General features: G+C 52.4%; 29 protein-coding genes and 1 tRNA gene. 9 read left to right on the top strand and 21 right to left on the bottom strand.

Annotation, left to right across the window (positions count from 1 at the left end):
• Positions 1-18: 18 nt before the first annotated feature.
• The 20 genes from SOM40_RS13845 to SOM40_RS13940 form a co-directional block, all read right to left on the bottom strand.
• Complete coding sequence (locus tag SOM40_RS13845) at positions 19-513, bottom strand: lysozyme (protein ID WP_320530270.1); 495 nt, start codon at positions 511-513, stop codon at positions 19-21.
• Positions 514-520: 7 nt separating this feature from the next.
• Positions 521-820, bottom strand: a complete 300-nt coding sequence (locus tag SOM40_RS13850) for an SHOCT domain-containing protein (protein ID WP_320530182.1) — start codon at positions 818-820, stop codon at positions 521-523.
• 177 nt (positions 821-997) lie between these two features.
• Positions 998-1072, bottom strand: a tRNA-Ile gene (locus tag SOM40_RS13855).
• Between the two features lie 92 nt (positions 1073-1164).
• Positions 1165-1854, bottom strand: coding sequence for a bacteriophage antitermination protein Q (locus tag SOM40_RS13860; protein WP_320530183.1), 690 nt, complete (start codon positions 1852-1854; stop codon positions 1165-1167).
• Positions 1854-1964, bottom strand: coding sequence for a PPVAKH motif-containing phage-derived small protein (locus SOM40_RS13865; protein WP_320530184.1), 111 nt, complete (start codon positions 1962-1964; stop codon positions 1854-1856). Before SOM40_RS13865 ends, SOM40_RS13860 begins: the two co-directional genes overlap by 1 nt.
• Positions 1961-2143: a hypothetical protein gene (locus tag SOM40_RS13870; RefSeq protein WP_058106376.1), complete on the bottom strand. Its 183-nt coding sequence runs from the start codon at positions 2141-2143 to the stop codon at positions 1961-1963. The genes SOM40_RS13865 and SOM40_RS13870 overlap by 4 nt, the downstream gene beginning before the upstream one ends.
• Positions 2140-2739 carry a recombination protein NinG gene (locus tag SOM40_RS13875; RefSeq protein ID WP_320530185.1) on the bottom strand — a complete coding sequence of 200 codons (600 nt, stop codon included), beginning with the start codon at positions 2737-2739 and terminating at the stop codon, positions 2140-2142. Before SOM40_RS13875 ends, SOM40_RS13870 begins: the two co-directional genes overlap by 4 nt.
• Complete coding sequence (locus SOM40_RS13880; RefSeq protein WP_320530186.1) at positions 2732-2902, bottom strand: NinE family protein; 171 nt, start codon at positions 2900-2902, stop codon at positions 2732-2734. Before SOM40_RS13880 ends, SOM40_RS13875 begins: the two co-directional genes overlap by 8 nt.
• Positions 2895-3332 carry a recombination protein NinB gene (locus SOM40_RS13885; protein WP_312077139.1) on the bottom strand — a complete coding sequence of 146 codons (438 nt, stop codon included), beginning with the start codon at positions 3330-3332 and terminating at the stop codon, positions 2895-2897. The genes SOM40_RS13880 and SOM40_RS13885 overlap by 8 nt, the downstream gene beginning before the upstream one ends.
• A gap of 209 nt (positions 3333-3541) precedes the next feature.
• Positions 3542-3781 carry a DUF2767 family protein gene (locus SOM40_RS13890; protein ID WP_312077141.1) on the bottom strand — a complete coding sequence of 80 codons (240 nt, stop codon included), beginning with the start codon at positions 3779-3781 and terminating at the stop codon, positions 3542-3544.
• Positions 3782-3815: 34 nt separating this feature from the next.
• Positions 3816-4280: a hypothetical protein gene (locus SOM40_RS13895; protein ID WP_320530187.1), complete on the bottom strand. Its 465-nt coding sequence runs from the start codon at positions 4278-4280 to the stop codon at positions 3816-3818.
• Positions 4281-4565: 285 nt separating this feature from the next.
• Entirely contained in the window at positions 4566-4991 is a 426-nt protein-coding gene (locus tag SOM40_RS13900) for a hypothetical protein (RefSeq protein ID WP_320530188.1), read from the bottom strand.
• The gene (locus tag SOM40_RS13905; RefSeq protein ID WP_320530189.1) at positions 4957-5307 is read right to left on the bottom strand and encodes a hypothetical protein; all 351 of its coding nucleotides are present in this window, start codon (positions 5305-5307) and stop codon (positions 4957-4959) included. Before SOM40_RS13905 ends, SOM40_RS13900 begins: the two co-directional genes overlap by 35 nt.
• Complete coding sequence (locus SOM40_RS13910; protein ID WP_320530190.1) at positions 5304-5591, bottom strand: hypothetical protein; 288 nt, start codon at positions 5589-5591, stop codon at positions 5304-5306. The genes SOM40_RS13905 and SOM40_RS13910 overlap by 4 nt, the downstream gene beginning before the upstream one ends.
• The gene (locus tag SOM40_RS13915) at positions 5588-5887 is read right to left on the bottom strand and encodes a protein ren (protein ID WP_320530191.1); all 300 of its coding nucleotides are present in this window, start codon (positions 5885-5887) and stop codon (positions 5588-5590) included. Before SOM40_RS13915 ends, SOM40_RS13910 begins: the two co-directional genes overlap by 4 nt.
• The gene (locus SOM40_RS13920; RefSeq protein ID WP_320530192.1) at positions 5884-6756 is read right to left on the bottom strand and encodes an ATP-binding protein; all 873 of its coding nucleotides are present in this window, start codon (positions 6754-6756) and stop codon (positions 5884-5886) included. The genes SOM40_RS13915 and SOM40_RS13920 overlap by 4 nt, the downstream gene beginning before the upstream one ends.
• Positions 6741-7592, bottom strand: coding sequence for a replication protein (locus tag SOM40_RS13925; RefSeq protein ID WP_320530193.1), 852 nt, complete (start codon positions 7590-7592; stop codon positions 6741-6743). The genes SOM40_RS13920 and SOM40_RS13925 overlap by 16 nt, the downstream gene beginning before the upstream one ends.
• A complete protein-coding gene (locus SOM40_RS13930) occupies positions 7579-8223 on the bottom strand; it encodes a GIY-YIG nuclease family protein (RefSeq protein ID WP_320530194.1) in 645 nt (214 codons plus the stop codon). Before SOM40_RS13930 ends, SOM40_RS13925 begins: the two co-directional genes overlap by 14 nt.
• An 85-nt stretch (positions 8224-8308) precedes the next feature.
• Positions 8309-8848, bottom strand: a complete 540-nt coding sequence (locus tag SOM40_RS13935) for a toxin YdaT domain-containing protein (protein ID WP_320530195.1) — start codon at positions 8846-8848, stop codon at positions 8309-8311.
• A 103-nt stretch (positions 8849-8951) separates the two neighbouring features.
• Positions 8952-9197, bottom strand: coding sequence for a transcriptional regulator (locus tag SOM40_RS13940; protein ID WP_320530196.1), 246 nt, complete (start codon positions 9195-9197; stop codon positions 8952-8954).
• Positions 9198-9324: 127 nt separating this feature from the next.
• On the opposite strand from SOM40_RS13940, the gene SOM40_RS13945 reads away from it, so the two are divergent.
• A complete protein-coding gene (locus SOM40_RS13945; protein ID WP_320530197.1) occupies positions 9325-10017 on the top strand; it encodes a S24 family peptidase in 693 nt (230 codons plus the stop codon).
• Positions 10018-10030: 13 nt separating this feature from the next.
• Here SOM40_RS13945 and SOM40_RS13950 read toward each other — a convergent pair whose 3' ends face one another.
• Positions 10031-10405, bottom strand: coding sequence for a hypothetical protein (locus SOM40_RS13950; protein WP_320530198.1), 375 nt, complete (start codon positions 10403-10405; stop codon positions 10031-10033).
• 441 nt (positions 10406-10846) lie between these two features.
• Between SOM40_RS13950 and SOM40_RS13955 the strand changes: the two genes are divergently transcribed.
• From SOM40_RS13955 to SOM40_RS13990, 8 genes are all read left to right on the top strand, one after another.
• Positions 10847-11095 (top strand): transcriptional antitermination N peptide, encoded by a 249-nt coding sequence (locus tag SOM40_RS13955; protein ID WP_320530199.1) that lies wholly within the window; start codon positions 10847-10849, stop codon positions 11093-11095.
• Positions 11096-11141: 46 nt separating this feature from the next.
• Positions 11142-11768, top strand: a complete 627-nt coding sequence (locus tag SOM40_RS13960; RefSeq protein ID WP_320530200.1) for an Nmad5 family putative nucleotide modification protein — start codon at positions 11142-11144, stop codon at positions 11766-11768.
• A gap of 37 nt (positions 11769-11805) precedes the next feature.
• Entirely contained in the window at positions 11806-11970 is a 165-nt protein-coding gene (locus SOM40_RS13965) for a hypothetical protein (protein ID WP_320530201.1), read from the top strand.
• 143 nt (positions 11971-12113) lie between these two features.
• A complete protein-coding gene (locus SOM40_RS13970; RefSeq protein WP_320530202.1) occupies positions 12114-12476 on the top strand; it encodes a hypothetical protein in 363 nt (120 codons plus the stop codon).
• Positions 12473-12631, top strand: coding sequence for a hypothetical protein (locus SOM40_RS13975; protein ID WP_320530203.1), 159 nt, complete (start codon positions 12473-12475; stop codon positions 12629-12631). The genes SOM40_RS13970 and SOM40_RS13975 overlap by 4 nt, the downstream gene beginning before the upstream one ends.
• Positions 12631-12840, top strand: coding sequence for a cell division protein FtsZ (locus SOM40_RS13980; protein WP_414672278.1), 210 nt, complete (start codon positions 12631-12633; stop codon positions 12838-12840). The genes SOM40_RS13975 and SOM40_RS13980 overlap by 1 nt, the downstream gene beginning before the upstream one ends.
• Positions 12841-12850: 10 nt before the next feature.
• Positions 12851-13093 carry a hypothetical protein gene (locus SOM40_RS13985; RefSeq protein WP_320530205.1) on the top strand — a complete coding sequence of 81 codons (243 nt, stop codon included), beginning with the start codon at positions 12851-12853 and terminating at the stop codon, positions 13091-13093.
• Between the two features lie 72 nt (positions 13094-13165).
• Positions 13166-14170, top strand: coding sequence for a hypothetical protein (locus SOM40_RS13990; RefSeq protein ID WP_320530206.1), 1005 nt, complete (start codon positions 13166-13168; stop codon positions 14168-14170).
• Positions 14171-14173 lie beyond the last annotated feature (3 nt).

Here is a 14173-nt window from a genome sequence, read left to right on the forward strand (position 1 = left end):
TTGCTGAAGGCAGATATTTCATTTCTGGCCCCACTCACAGACTTCACGCTCAATCTCACGACGGGTGATGAGCCCTTTCCACTGCTTGCCACCGGCGTGCGTCCAGCGCTGCAGTTCTTTGCAGGCACCGGGCACATCACCGGAGTTGATTTTCTTTAGCAGCGTAGAGCTGGCGAAAGCTCCGGATCCGACGTTATAGGTGAAGGAGTAGAGTGCCGCCCGGGTAGCGTCTGGGATGCGCACCTTAATCAGCGGGTCGATGCCCGTCGCCACCTTTTGCAGGTCGGACTGCAGCAGCTTGTCACATTCCCGATCGGTGTAGCGGTGGCCGCGCCGAATGTCGCTGCCGGTGTGCCCATCACATACCGTCCATACGCCTACCACATCCTGATAGGCGTAATAGCGACGACCTTCAAGTCCACCGGCATTTCCCAACATGACAGCGGCGATCGCAATCGCACCGGAACCGGCAGTAATTGCACCGATAATTCGGCTGCGCAGTGTGGAAAACATAGCCATGCTATTGCTCCATAGGCTGAATAGCCGCGTCGATTTCCTGTGTGACTTTCACTGCTTCAGGAATATTTGATACGTCACCCCGCGCATAGGCTGTTTTTAGTATCTCGGTACGCTTACGATCTTCTTCAATAGCCGCTTTGTTTTTCCTGTCATTTGATCGGTAGGTCAGCCATGCGAATAACGCAGAGACCACTGCGCCGAACGCAAACAGCACATCCTGCAATGTCAGCATGGTCAGAAATCCTGTTATTGAAGACCAGAAATACGACCAAAAGCCGTTGCTTGTATTCATACGGTACATTCCACACCTCCGGCGTCAGGGGGTGCTGTGCGAGTCATAGGAATGCGCCTCATCCATCGAGGTAAGGGGTAAGGTGATTAGCTGTATGGATGGGCGCGAGTAAAAAAGGCGGGTTCTGGTCCGCCAAGATGAGGGTATTGCTTGAGCCGTAGCTCTTATGGTCCCAGGTAGGGGTATTGGTTCGCCTGGCTGGATTCGAACCAGCGATCATCCAATTATGAGTTGGGTGCTTTACCGCTTAGCTACAGGCAAATAAAAAGCCCCGCACGATGGCGAGGCTTGTTAATTCAGTCGACAACCAAAGCTATGGCGACGATATCAGATTTACATGAAATATATGCGTTTCAGTTCGGTTTTGCAAGACTTGAGTTAAAGTTTGTCGCCTTTTGTTGTGAACGTGATCGCGTTACTGAGATAAGAGAGTGGCTATCAAGCCGTGTAAAGCTGCTGCGCATTGCCAGCCAGTGCGGCAGATATGTTTCCGTAAAGGTGGATTTCGCCACGCCTATCAACTCGGCCAGTGCCTGATATTCATAAACGTCACGCCCAGCCAGCTCCTCTTTGACGTCCTGCGCCGCAAGCCAGATTAACGCCTTCAGCCTGTCCATCGTTTTCCCAGCCACCTTCTTCACGCCCAGTTGCGCCCTGAACTCACCCCAAGCCCATTGGGTAATCGCCAACTGGTTCTCCCAGCGTGTGTTCTCACTGTAGTTCCAGAGCAGCCACGCCTTCTGGTGCTCATCCAGCGACAGGACCGCGCGACGCCACGATGCGGTGGAGAACTCTACCGGCTGAACGAGAGGAATGTGCGACCCCTTAGCGCGTGACTGCTGCCCGGGGATCGGCGGATTGCTCGGATTAACCAGTTTCCCGTTAGCCGGGTTGATTACCTTCACGCGGGAACGGCTGCGCGGTGTGGCAGTGAACATAGCGTTTTCGGCAAAGGCGACCAGCTGGCCTTTAGTGGCGCCGCTCAGATCGGCAGTCGCAACGATCAGCTGCTCACGCACATACTGCAAATATTGAACGTTCATTAAGCGGCTTCCTTCTGAGGTTTTTTGGTCTGGCTGTGCTTTGCTACTGGCGGCTGTTTGGCGCGCATGACGCTTTCGGCCTGGTATCGGGCTATCTGATCGCGGGTCATTTCTGCCACCTTAGCGCTGCATCCAGATCAGCTTGAGGGATGGCAAGCAGCGTTTTCTTCTCGGCGGCAGTCAGGTTTCTCATGCCCATGAAGACAACCCCATGAGGAGTGCGTACGGCCTGAACATGCTTGTGCCGGTACGTGTTGATAATTGCCAGTGCGTTTACCGGATCTCTCATGCTGCCTCCTGCTGTTTCAGTTCTTTGAGTTTTGCGCGGTACTCATCTCGGATCCGGATGTAGTCGTCGCGTTTCCATTTCGTTAATTCGTGCGGCCCCATCAGGGCATCAAAGCGGGACTTGCCAATCTTGGCGATAAGCGCTGGCTGATAGGCGATCAGGTTGCCTGAAAGGTGGTTATTACAGGGGGCGCACTGGCGATGACAGTTGTCTTCATTGAAGCGAAGCTCTGGGTTAGCTCCAGTCGTGCGGAAGTGGCCGGCATGATACTGGCCGTAATGATAACGACCGCAGCTGATACATGGCTGATGCCGATCCCGGTACCGGATAAACTCGTTGAACGCTTGCTGCGCCTGCTTTGCGAAGTAACTCAGCGGCTTAACATCAAGGCGTTTTTTAGCCTTGCGATCCCGACTCTCTTTCTCGGCCTGATGCTTCTCCCTGATGCGCTTAGCCTCTGCCTTAACTTTCTCCTTGGCTCGAAGCTCCAGCGCATAGATAGCGCCATGAGCCGGGCAGCACCAACGGATATTGTCGTATTGCGGGATAAACTTCTCTCCGCATACTTTGCACTTGCGGCGGGATGGTTTACGCATGACCTCTCCTTGCTGCCAAGCGCAGCCATTTCTGATCGACGAGACGAGCGGTGTAGCCCTTGAGGGTTGGGATTTCTGATGGCTTGAGATCCGGCTTGCGCTTGCGGCGCGTCCGGACCCGGTAGATTTCGTTGGTGATGATGCGAGCGAGAGGACTAGCCACGGGCACCTCCGAAGCGGGAAGCCCATTCCATAGCCAGGCGTGATTCATCGCCCCAGCGGACGTTACGCTCAGCACCAAAGGCGTGAATCAGCTCGATGAGGTCACGCATCTGGCCGACGGTCATCTTGCTGGTTGACTGGCCCAGTACCACGAAGCCATCACCGGAAAGGTTCGGCACGACTTCCTGCTTAACCAGCGCGGCGGTGAAAATATGTTTCCAATTCTCAGAGGAGAGTTTGCGGCCATGCCATTCAACCTGGCTGCTGATGTCGCTCAGGCAGCACCAAAGCTTCGCGTTCTGGTCGATGGAGCGGGTCATCTCTTTTATCTCGATGACGACCGGCCGCTTCTCGTCGAGCTGCAGCTGGTTAATCGCGTTGATGGCATTGGCGCGGATATTGGTGTTACGGAGGAGGAATTGCTGTTTCATACGGCCTCCCCACAGGAAACCGCAGAATGCAGAAAATCGCCGGTGCATTTCTGCATCGGTGAAAGGGTATTGGTGTACTCGATGTGTGTCGTCATATCGTCCCCAATATGACGCGCCTGCACCGCCGGTCGTTCACTCCGGCGGCACAGTAATTATACCACTACTTTTGAGAATTGATTATCAACTTTCAGCGCAGTTGAATGCTTCGCTTACCCAGTGTATGGATTCTTCCAGTCTTCACTCGTTGCCAGTTTTTCAATCGCCAGAAGGATAGCCAGATTGCTTTCGTCGGCTTGCTCCATAATCTTCCAGTGCAGAATCTTCAACTGGTGCACGAGTTGATCCCTGTTCGTTTCCGCTCCGTTAGTCGCCAGCATAAGGCAGCACTCGCCAACAATCCGGCATGCCTCGTTGTAGAGCTCTTCGGATAATTTTTCGTACTCAGACATAAAACATCCCTCCCGGTCTGAGAGGGATTATATATCACTTGCCGTCATGCTGCGGTGCTGCTGCAATCATTGCAGCCCAGCACCACTTTGCCCGGTGCGCCGCCTGCTCGCAGCCACTCATAGCCTCGAATGCTTCCCAGGCTTCTGGGTCGCGGAACTCTTCGCGTAGCTCTGCCTCGAAACCAGCAATGACCATGCCCTCTGTCGGTTCTATCGGCACAGCCACCCACCCATCAGGCACGGCCTGCTGCATGATTTTCTCGTACTCAGCAACCTGCGGGTCTACTGGATGCGATAAGTCGCGGTGAGTACCCTGAAGCATGGCGGCGCGGCGATGTTGTAGCTCGGCCAGCGCTAGCATTACATCATCAATGACAGGCAGCTCCATTTCATACAATTCAAGAGAATCCCTAGCGACACGGATCAGTGCGCTCAGGCGCCCTTCCGTGAGCGGGCCGTTGGCTGGGTGAGTGGATGGGTCTTTGGTGAAAGTGTTCATAGCCCGCGTTCCTTTCTGGTTTGTGCCGCGATGGCTGCTGAAACGCCATCTGGAGTTAACTCAACGCTGTAGTGTAGGCCTGGGTTTTTGTTGCGATTAGGGTATCGCCAATCAACCAGCCCTTCGCGAAACAACACCGGAAGAGACGGGCAATTCACCCGATGGGGGACTTTATCCTGTTCCCCCTTTTTCATGTCGCCGCGCATAAAGTATCTTGTCCCGGATTTAATTCTGCGAAGCGTATAAATCTGAGCATCCGTTAATCTGATTTGCCGTGACATATCCCTACTCCCCCACCTTAGTGATGATTCCTGCGGATACCAGGTCTGCGGTCTTGGCATCCTGCTGGCGGCAGTCGCATTCAATTTCAATCGGTTCGCCCCAAGGTTGCGTCCCGCCACTATCCATCATGCCTGTGTCGTTGCATTTCGGGCATGGCATATATTGGATTCCATTCAGGCAGCGCTCATAAGTTGCTGTGGCAGGGTCTCTCGTGTCTTTATCTGGAAGCCTGATAAACCCCATCTCCACGCCATTCAAAATGAACTGACGACGCTCTTCGGATTCATCGGCCAGCGCCGCGCACTTGGCTTGCAGTTCGGCCACCACTTCCTGATGGTCTTTGTACTTAACGTATGAGCCGGTGATGTCATCACCCTTGGTGTTTAGCCATGCGTCATTGCAATTCACTGCGTAGGTTCTGATGCTCATGCTGATGCTCTCCCGCCCCTGACAGAAGCCAGGCACTGATTGAATAGGTTGTTAAGAGGGTTGGCTGTGTCACGGTTGGGCTGCTTTGGAATCCGCTTCGGTGCAGTTGCGGGCCGGTCTTCCGGGCGGATAACGAAGTAGCGGTATCGCTTCTCAAAGCCTTCACGACGCAGAGTTTTACCCGGGTAAGCTCGGTTAGCGCCGAAGCTATCGCCCCTTTCTGGATGGATGTGTCGCGACGGATGTCAGACATGTAGCAGCCAGGATGTTTGGTTACGTACTGGATGATTTCAGCGATTTGGTTGGGGCTTTTCATGATTTCCGCTCCTCAAAACGCCCTTCCCATGTCAACCACACGCAGCGGTGCACGAAGGGAATGAATGCTGAAAAGAATTCTGACCACTGGTCATCACGAAAGCCGGTTGCCTGATCGACCATCAACTCCACTGGTCTTAACCGCTTTGGTGGTCGCTGTACTTCAAACATTCGCTCGAAGTTAGATACCAGATCCTCTTCTTCGAGGCACCTCTCCAGCACCACAGAGAACAACGGCTCCGTAGCCATGGTGTGCAGCACCTCATCTGGCAGGCGATTACTCATGGTGAAACCCTCCCATACACCGCCAGAACGCGGCGCATAGCCGGACTCTTGCGGCACTCCTGGAATATCGTGTTGATGCCGTCGCGGCTGATCGGCTGGCCTTCATCGTCTTCCGCATAGACGTAGGTATTGCATCTCCACGCTTTCTGCTTCAGCACAATCTCGCCGTTTTCGCGCATCTTGTTTGAGGCCTGATCGACCTGTTTACGGGTCACGCCTAAAGCCCTGACCACGTCAGCGGCGTTGAATGAACCGTGAGTGTCGAGATACCACTCGATTGCTTCTCTTCCGGTCATGCGGCCCCCTTCGAACGGTATGAATCCCAGGTGAAAGACAATGTGCAGCCGCCGCCGTCGCTCATACGGTCAATGACTCGCTCACCGATAAACGCAGCCAGCTCGTCTTTGGTCTGGTTGCTGATCAGGATGGTTGGCTTCATCCGCTCGTACCGGGTGTTGATGATTTCGAACATGATCAACTTCTCCGCATCACTGCCGAACTGGACGCCTACCTCGTCGATTATCAGCAGGTCAGGCCTGGTGAAGTAGCGGATCACATCGTCCTCAGTGCGGCTAGAGCCCTTCGACCAGGTTGATTTGTACTCACGTGCGATTTTCAGTGCGGTTGTGAACACAGCTGAGCTTTGGTGCTCGGTGATCGCATGACGGGCGATAGCCAGAGCGAGGTGGTTTTTGCCGGTTCCGGGCTTGCCACACATCACCAGACCGCCACCCTTCTGCAGGCGCTCAGGCCAGCGGCTGGCGTATGCCTGGCAGACCTTCAGCGCGCGTTTTGCATCGTCATTCACCGGCTCGTAGTTCTCCAGTGAGCAGGATTCGAATCGGGCTGGGATGTTCAGACCATCCAGAAGCAGGCTGATATTTCTCTTACGGGCAGCTTCGTCGATGCGAATTTTTTCACCCTGCAGTCGGATCAGTTCATCGCTCAGGCAGCCTGGGCAAATACTTGGCCGAGGGGGGATCTTGATTACTGAGTTCACGTAAATTCTGGTTCTGCATTCAAACTGCCCATGCTTCTCACAGTTTTCAGTGCTGATTGAAACCTCGGTATCCTCGATGACAACTGGCGGCTTGCTCAGTTCTTCAAGGAGCTTTTCAAGTTGAGTGATTTTTTCATCCAGCGTCATGATCAGTCCCTCGCCCATTCTGGAATTTCAGTGGTGCCGTAGTCTTTCCCGGCAAAATTCTCGGTAACGCGAGACTGCTGCCGCGGTTGCTGTTTAGCTGATTTAGGTTCAAACAAGCCTTGCCAGCCATTGGCGATACTCTGGTTGATAATCTCTTCTGGCAGGTGACCACTTAGCCGGCAGCGATCGAGAAGATTTATCGCTTGGGTAACTGTCTGCTGGGATTTGATTGGCTTTTTCAGGTCACGACGATAGGACACCCAAGCTGCCCAGACTGAAGCTGATAACCACTCTGGCAATTCGGCATTGTTCGGGTCGAATGAAACTGACTTGGGTGACTTATTTGTTTTATTACTATTGTCTTTCTTTTCTTTTGTATGTTTGTCTTTTGTGTTTGCCTGATTCGGGTAAGTGTCGTTACCTGATTCGGGTAATCTTTTATTACCTGATTCGGGTAAACTTACCTCTTTCGGGTAAGCGTCTTTTTCCTTACCTTTTTGGGGTGATGTAGACCACTCTCCAATCACCTTGTTAATGCCTACTGCACGACCGGTCTGGATGAAAATCCCGCGCTTAACTAAGGCGCTTTTGGCCGCTGAACATTTATGGGGAAGAATTCCAGTGAGGCCTGAAATTTGCTCATTGCTGACCCAGTCAGACTTTTTGTTAAAGCCGTATGTTTTGCGCATTACAGCCATGAAGACCAGGAGTTGATGCTGAGAAAGCCCCGCCAGCATGACGGCCTCCAGAAGCTCATTGGCGATGCGCGTAAACCCATCCTCGAGATCTGCCACGCGCGGCTCCGTTAGTGCCACGACAGGCACAGGGAAGTTGAATATTTCAGCGGTGTTCATTTATCCCCCAATGCTCAAAATATTGAGCTTCAACTGATTTAACGAGAACCACTGAGCCATCAGGATTTATGAAGATGGAGCTATTGCTCCTGCTAATAAGGTCCTTCGCGTACGAAATTCCGGCACGAAGGAGGAAGTTTTTAACTGCTGGCGTGTGCCCGATAATCCCTCCCAATCCCAGCTCGTACAGTTCATCTGTAAGGTTTATTTCTCTTTCATTAGAAAAAGAGATAAAGGCGTCGTATACAGCCAGATCCGCCACATCTCGATTTCTCTCTGGCCCAATGATTGAATTCAACTCATCGATCGCATCTTCCAACTCATTTTGTGAGAACTTGAAAAACTCCCTGCTTTGGCTGATTCGCTCAGCAGAAAATGCCTCGTGAGCCAGTTTTTCATCTTTGGCTGGGTTTTTTGAATGGAATGCCGCAACGACTGAGAAAGGCGTAGGAACTCCAGTAGTTGAAGAAATTTCCTTCGCCCTCTGCTCAGGGGAGGTAGTGGTCATGCCTATTTTGTAAACTCCAGGCATAGACTCGTTTTTCAGGATGTAGATAAATCCATTCTCACGATATCCATCAGGCACTTTCATTTCCGTAAGCACCTGGTATTCACTATCATTGTTTGTCATACTTACTCCCGTTACTTGGCGTAACACAGTGTTGAGAAGGCCTTTGAAGTTACCGCTTCAAGGGCTTTTTCTTTTTCTGGGCCTCTCATACAACCCCCATCATCATTTGCACCATCTCCATCAGCGGCCCGGTTAAGCCAGGGTCGACGCGGTACATCTCGACGATCGACTCGCTCAACTCTTTCAGCTTCTGGTGTCGCGGCGCGTTCATGGCTATGGCTATCTTCGCTTCACTGGTTTCCTTCTCCAGTCGTGCCAGGCGAGCCATCAGGCTGTCTTCCGGCATCAGCTTCTCTCGATGCTCCAGTGGCAGAACGGCCATGATTGCCGGTGTCAGCTGGCGCACGTTCGCGCGGTACTGTTCAGAGTCGAACCGGTTATCCAGGAAGCGGAACAGCTTCTGGCGCTGCCTGCTGACATCCTCCGGAAAGGTGATATCCACCCCGCCCTGCTCCCGGTACTCATTGACGATCAGCATCGTCACCACGTCCTGACCCTGAACTGCTGCCCATGAGCGAATCGCATTGCGGATCGCGTCGTGGTTATCTTCTTGTTTTTGCTGAGCGCGATTTATCATCACGCCGGGCGAAAATCCGATATTCTGTTGATAAGTAAGTGATTGCATGTGCAGTCTCCTTAATTGAATTAGTTAGTGCGCATCGTTGAATGCTTTGTTTTTTCTCCACAAAGGCGGAGAGAAGATCAGCAATGTTAAAGAGCGGTGGTGCTTACATTCCGGTCGGGTGTGGGAATAGAGCTGGAAGGTCAGGCCTGAATTCATGAGCAGCCACCTTCCCATCAACTGCATTAACCAGGTCAGGCACGAAAGCAGGTGAAATGCGTTTCTTGCCGTTCAGCCAGTCACAAATCGTTGACTGGGCCTTGCCACAACGACGGGCCAGTTCTTTTTGACTGCCAGCAATGGCAATCGCTTTTTCTACTGCGGAGTTCTTCTCTACTGTTGGGGTCTTCATAATCACCTCAGCTATCAGTTTAAAGCGATTATGGATATCACTTTAGCGAATGTCAATCGCATAGGCGATTTTTTGCTAAATAATCGCTTGAGCGATAGGATTAAAGGGGTCATTTACAGAGGTGAATATGGGATTCTCAGAGCGCCTGTCGCAGGCGATGAAACTTGCTGGTTACACTCAAGGCCGTTTAGCCAAAGATGTCGGCATGGCTCAGTCCAGCGTCAATAAGTTGCTTAAAGATGCCAATGGTTCTCGCAAGACTGTTGAGATCGCCTCTGTGCTCGGCGTTCGGCCGGAATGGCTGTCGACTGGTGAGGGAGAGATGGATGCCGGTAGCCTGCGTGAGCCTAATGCGCTATACCAGGTAAAAGCATCTAAGAATGGGATCTACCGCGTGGATGTACTCGACGTAAAAGCCAGCGCTGGCCCTGGCTCACTTGTGACCAGTGATTTCATTGAGACGATTAGGGCTATCGAATACACCACGGAACAGGCAAGAGTTCTTTTCGGCAATCGACCAGCTCACCATGTAAAAGTAATTACCGTTAACGGCGACAGCATGGATGGCACGATAAGCCCCGGAGACCAGATCTTCGTTGATACTGGCATTACGCATTTTGATGGGGATGGTGTTTACGTCTTTGTGTTCGGAAAAACTCTGCACGTTAAGCGCCTGCAGATGCAGCGTGACCGTCTGGCTGTCATCTCAGATAACCCGATTTATGAGAAATGGTACGTTGAGCCCGGAGACGAAGACACGTTCTACGTTATGGCTAAAGTTCTGATCAGGCAGTCAATCGACTACAGACGATTCGCATAGCCCGGCATCCGGGCTAGCACCTCCAACCTTCTCGAATCAACTTTTCACGGATATCTTCAATCCGATCATGTTCCTTTCTTTTTTTCAGGATGACTGACAGCTGAGAGAATCCATAATGTGAAGGCGGGTAAAAATCACTGGGATATTTGCTCCCCGTTAACGACTCATATTCCTCAGCCCTTTTGTCATGAGCATGCCGCAAAGCCGGGAAAGCCAACTCTGATAGCGCAATCATCTGCTCGCATAAATGCTCTGCCCTGGCAAGGTTATCTCCCTCACCCCTCAGCTTGTAAAACTTCTTAATATCCTCCTGAAGACCGAAATGAACCTGAACGATCTGTTCAGGGCTTAACCATCGCAGTTTATCAACCCACTCTTTATGGTCCACGCACATCTCCCACCAAAAAAATCAGCATACCACGTAAATTAATTCCAATAAAAATCGCTTTACCAATCAATTAATTATCGCTTTATCTATGAATAATATCGTTTTGGCGATTGACTCCAATAATCGCTTTAGCTATTGTTAGCCCATCGAAACGAAATATCGACTGCGGCACAGGAAGTTCAGCCGCGCCAGACATGCAGTCAGGCTGCTTTTTAACATTGATGGGGTAATTTCTCCCGCCCTTGTGGGAGGCCAAAGGAAGTTGCTTTGGGATTGGATGAATGAGCAGGCTGATGCTCGACCGATGTATTAACAGCGCTCATGGCAAGTCGTAACCAACCGGCGCCTCAAGACAGTGTCACTGGTGGTGCGGGCGCTCCAACCAGTAAGCCGGAGATCAGCACCGGCCATCCAATCACCAAAGCAACCACTGGAGGACGTATGACCAATTTAATCGCAAGCAACAGCGTTACACGGCGTTATCTGAAACGTGGTGAGCTGATGGCTAAGCGTCGCGCTGAGGCTTCTCAGAACGCGGCACAGGAAAGAAAACAGGATATGTCACGAGTAGACCGCGCCACTTCGCTCGGCAGTCTGCGCGATACGAACACCGGCGGCGCAAGTTGCTTACCTGAAGTAGCAATCTTCGCAGCTGGTCATCGCAATTCAAAGCAAGTTACAGCGCGTTAATCAGCGGGTCGAGTGGCCTGCGGTGAATAAACAAAGGGGTGATGGTATGTCTTCAACACGATTAACAAATGCTTTCCGGGAGCGCATTGCAAAGAACGCGCTAATCAAATCAGGCGTTATTGCAGAGCTTGAGGACCTTCAGGTTAAGCGGCAAGAAATTGCCCGTGACGCGAGGGTCTTCGCGTTCGGCGGAAAAGAGAAAGCTGAAAAGCTTGATCGGCTCTACGAGAAGTTCGAGCGGCTCGAAAAGGAGCTAACTGAATCAGGAGTTTCAATGTATAGCTCCGATGGCAAGAGCCAGAACATTTTTATCTCCATCGGTGGAAGACGGCTTGGGTGGTGCTCATATGGCGATGACAGCGAGGGTTCAGGCATCCAGCTTCTTACTCCAACTCGAGATCGCTGCATGTTTGCGGCTGACCACGAGATTGCTACGCGGTTCGATGAAGTTTTCGCGGCGGAGTCAAAACTGGAAGCTCGCAAAAGAGACATCGAAAGCACGGTATGGGCTGCGCTGAACTCGGTAACCACCATTAAACGACTGATCGAGGTATGGCCTGAAAGCAAAGAGCTTATCCCTGACGATTTGGATGTCGCTAAGCAAACACTCCCGGCGCTTAAGGTTGAAGACCTAAACCGCATGATCGGACTTCCAACAGAACAGGCTGCATAACGCGGTCTTTTAGCGGGTAACTACAGAGGGTAAGGGTATGGAGGGAGGCAATCAGTTTCGCTGCACCGGGAAGTGGAATGACGAACCGTTTGACCGGGTGATAGAGGCTGAGGATGAAGGTGATGCCCGAGACCACTGGATGTATTGGGCGTGGGTTGCTGGAGCATCCCTGCAAAATTTGGAAGTAACTGAAGCCGCCTAATCAGCGGCTTTTTTCATACCTCATACCCTGACCCATTCACTGAGTGGATCACGTTATGAGACGGCGGCCATCCACCGCTAACCCTTTAGTGCGTGTCAACGACGCGTCTGCACTAGTTCAGCAGCCCAACGGGCGGAGAGAGTATGAGCACTGGAATCGGAAAGCATCAGTACAGTACCAACCATCGCAATGTCTACCATCCTGACCTGGCTATTTGCCCGTATTGCGGATTCGACAGCTGCGAGGCTGACCACTGCGATGTGGGGATCGGGATGGTTCAGTGCGGGCCTTACTACTGTCCTCAGTGTTGGGCGTCTGAAATTAGCAGCCTTGATAATCGCGAGTTAACGCCGCGAGAGGAAGAAACGGGATGGTTCCAGCCGGGCAGCCCGGTTAGTGATGTCGCCAACACGGTTAACGGCCAGTTGGTTGACCACAAGGAAGCCAAGCAGGCTTATGACATCGGCTTACTCGATGTGAAGAAATCAGATCGGGAGGCCTCATGACAGTCACCCATAACGGCAAGCAGTATACCGTAACCGAGTTAAACGATAACGAGTGGAAACTCTCATCGGTCGAGAAGCCGCGCGAGACCATAACCCTGAACCGTCAGCAGATGGCGTTTGCCGGGTTACTTGAGCAGGTGGAGGGGAAGTCATGATCGGCTCTCACTATGGAACTACCCCAATCATTCGCCAGTGTGTTGAGCCTGGCATGATGGCGCTGCATGAAGGCCGAACCTACCGCGTTTCAGCTGTCATTCACGAACGAAAATGGGTGTATCTGCATATTGGTGCAGAAGTAATCCGGGTTAACGACCGCGTTATCGACGTTCTGCTCGACGGCACCGGTCAGCCAATTCAGCACTGAGGAGAAGAACATGGAGTTAGTTCAGTTTATTAAGCGAGTCGGAGAGTATTACGACGACTGCACCCTGGGGTTCCCTGAAATCATTGAAATGAAAAATGAGTCAGGGCTGGAGAAGCAAGAGGACACGATTCACGGGATGCCATACGTTCTGGTTGAGCAACATAGCTCATATCCGTGCGAAGACTGCTATTACGGCTATCTGTTCTTCCCGCTCAAGAAGCGCAAATACATTCGCGTCCCGTTCAACATGTAATCCCCCACCCCATTTCACATCTGGCAGCCAATCGGTGCCGGGTGAAGCTTACGCAAATTTAAGGAGATCCCCATGAGTGAAGTAACGGATTTAGTCGTCATCGAGAAGTCGAACGCGATGGCAGTTTTTACCACCAAGGAGCAACTCGACCCGCTTCTTGAGCAAATCGAGAAAGAAGCCCGCAGCCTGGTGCCGGACCTGACCACGAAGAAAGGTCGTGACGCCATCGCATCCATGGCCCACAAGGTCGCCCGCTCGAAAACTTACATCGACAACGCCGGTAAAGACCTCGTTGCCGAACTCAAGGCGTTGCCGAAGCAGATCGACGAGAGCCGCCGCATTGTTCGTGAACGACTCGATGCACTGAAAGACGAAGTGCGCCGCCCGCTGACTGAGTGGGAGGCCGAGCAGGAGCGCATAGCAGCTGAGAAGGCAGCCGAAGAAGAACGACTTCGCATTGAAGCAGAAGAAAAGGCGGCACTTGAAGCACTGAAAAAGCAGGTAGAAGCCGATCATGAAATGGCTCTACTCCTGAACGACAAGTTTGACCGTGAAGCGGCAGAGAAGAAAGCCGAGGCGGAACGCCAGCGAGTTGCTCACGAAGAAGAGTTAAAGCGCCAGGCAGCGGAACAAGCTAAGCGCGAAGCGGAAGAGAAAGCAGAGCGTGAACGCGCCGATGCTGCCCGTCGCGAAGCTGAATTAAAGCTCAAAGCGGAGCAAGCGGAACGTGACCGTGTGGCCGCCGAGCAGAAGGCAGAAGCAGATAAGAAGGCGGCGCTTGAGCAGGCTGAACGTGAAAAGCAGGAAGCTATTGCCGCCGAGCAGCGTAAGGCACAGGAAGAAGCAGATCGCATTAAGCGTGAGGCCGAGCAGAAAGAAGCGGCTCGTCTGGCGGAAGAGAAGCGCATCGCTGATGAACTGGCAGCGCGTCAGGCTGATGTCAACCACCGCAAAACAGTCGGCACCGCCATCGTCAACGCGCTGACCGCACATACCAGCCTCACCCGCGAGCAGGCGATTGAAGTCCTTTCCGTGATGAAAGACGACCTGATCCCCCGCGTCGAAATTAATTATTGAGGT

Origin of the sequence: Leclercia sp. CFBP8987, from assembly GCF_034044995.2 — a bacterium.
Lineage (GTDB): Bacteria > Pseudomonadota > Gammaproteobacteria > Enterobacterales > Enterobacteriaceae > Enterobacter > Enterobacter tamurae.

What these genes read in the sequence shown, in the direction of transcription:
- SOM40_RS13970 (WP_320530202.1), top strand. Translation starts at nt 12,114, where the DNA reads ATGAGCACTGGAATCGGAAAGCATCAGTACAGTACCAACCATCGCAAT.
- SOM40_RS13895 (WP_320530187.1), bottom strand. Translation starts at nt 4,280, where the DNA reads ATGAACACTTTCACCAAAGACCCATCCACTCACCCAGCCAACGGCCCG.
- SOM40_RS13910 (WP_320530190.1), bottom strand. Translation starts at nt 5,591, where the DNA reads ATGAGTAATCGCCTGCCAGATGAGGTGCTGCACACCATGGCTACGGAG.
- SOM40_RS13915 (WP_320530191.1), bottom strand. Translation starts at nt 5,887, where the DNA reads ATGACCGGAAGAGAAGCAATCGAGTGGTATCTCGACACTCACGGTTCA.
- SOM40_RS13850 (WP_320530182.1), bottom strand. Translation starts at nt 820, where the DNA reads ATGTACCGTATGAATACAAGCAACGGCTTTTGGTCGTATTTCTGGTCT.
- SOM40_RS13900 (WP_320530188.1), bottom strand. Translation starts at nt 4,991, where the DNA reads ATGAGCATCAGAACCTACGCAGTGAATTGCAATGACGCATGGCTAAAC.
- SOM40_RS13875 (WP_320530185.1), bottom strand. Translation starts at nt 2,739, where the DNA reads ATGCGTAAACCATCCCGCCGCAAGTGCAAAGTATGCGGAGAGAAGTTT.
- SOM40_RS13905 (WP_320530189.1), bottom strand. Translation starts at nt 5,307, where the DNA reads ATGAAAAGCCCCAACCAAATCGCTGAAATCATCCAGTACGTAACCAAA.
- SOM40_RS13865 (WP_320530184.1), bottom strand. Translation starts at nt 1,964, where the DNA reads ATGACCCGCGATCAGATAGCCCGATACCAGGCCGAAAGCGTCATGCGC.
- SOM40_RS13975 (WP_320530203.1), top strand. Translation starts at nt 12,473, where the DNA reads ATGACAGTCACCCATAACGGCAAGCAGTATACCGTAACCGAGTTAAAC.
- SOM40_RS13935 (WP_320530195.1), bottom strand. Translation starts at nt 8,848, where the DNA reads ATGCAATCACTTACTTATCAACAGAATATCGGATTTTCGCCCGGCGTG.
- SOM40_RS13960 (WP_320530200.1), top strand. Translation starts at nt 11,142, where the DNA reads ATGTCTTCAACACGATTAACAAATGCTTTCCGGGAGCGCATTGCAAAG.
- SOM40_RS13860 (WP_320530183.1), bottom strand. Translation starts at nt 1,854, where the DNA reads ATGAACGTTCAATATTTGCAGTATGTGCGTGAGCAGCTGATCGTTGCG.
- SOM40_RS13985 (WP_320530205.1), top strand. Translation starts at nt 12,851, where the DNA reads ATGGAGTTAGTTCAGTTTATTAAGCGAGTCGGAGAGTATTACGACGAC.
- SOM40_RS13890 (WP_312077141.1), bottom strand. Translation starts at nt 3,781, where the DNA reads ATGTCTGAGTACGAAAAATTATCCGAAGAGCTCTACAACGAGGCATGC.
- SOM40_RS13845 (WP_320530270.1), bottom strand. Translation starts at nt 513, where the DNA reads ATGTTTTCCACACTGCGCAGCCGAATTATCGGTGCAATTACTGCCGGT.
- SOM40_RS13870 (WP_058106376.1), bottom strand. Translation starts at nt 2,143, where the DNA reads ATGAGAGATCCGGTAAACGCACTGGCAATTATCAACACGTACCGGCAC.
- SOM40_RS13925 (WP_320530193.1), bottom strand. Translation starts at nt 7,592, where the DNA reads ATGAACACCGCTGAAATATTCAACTTCCCTGTGCCTGTCGTGGCACTA.
- SOM40_RS13885 (WP_312077139.1), bottom strand. Translation starts at nt 3,332, where the DNA reads ATGAAACAGCAATTCCTCCTCCGTAACACCAATATCCGCGCCAATGCC.
- SOM40_RS13930 (WP_320530194.1), bottom strand. Translation starts at nt 8,223, where the DNA reads ATGACAAACAATGATAGTGAATACCAGGTGCTTACGGAAATGAAAGTG.
- SOM40_RS13940 (WP_320530196.1), bottom strand. Translation starts at nt 9,197, where the DNA reads ATGAAGACCCCAACAGTAGAGAAGAACTCCGCAGTAGAAAAAGCGATT.
- SOM40_RS13955 (WP_320530199.1), top strand. Translation starts at nt 10,847, where the DNA reads ATGACCAATTTAATCGCAAGCAACAGCGTTACACGGCGTTATCTGAAA.
- SOM40_RS13965 (WP_320530201.1), top strand. Translation starts at nt 11,806, where the DNA reads ATGGAGGGAGGCAATCAGTTTCGCTGCACCGGGAAGTGGAATGACGAA.
- SOM40_RS13945 (WP_320530197.1), top strand. Translation starts at nt 9,325, where the DNA reads ATGGGATTCTCAGAGCGCCTGTCGCAGGCGATGAAACTTGCTGGTTAC.
- SOM40_RS13990 (WP_320530206.1), top strand. Translation starts at nt 13,166, where the DNA reads ATGAGTGAAGTAACGGATTTAGTCGTCATCGAGAAGTCGAACGCGATG.
- SOM40_RS13920 (WP_320530192.1), bottom strand. Translation starts at nt 6,756, where the DNA reads ATGGGCGAGGGACTGATCATGACGCTGGATGAAAAAATCACTCAACTT.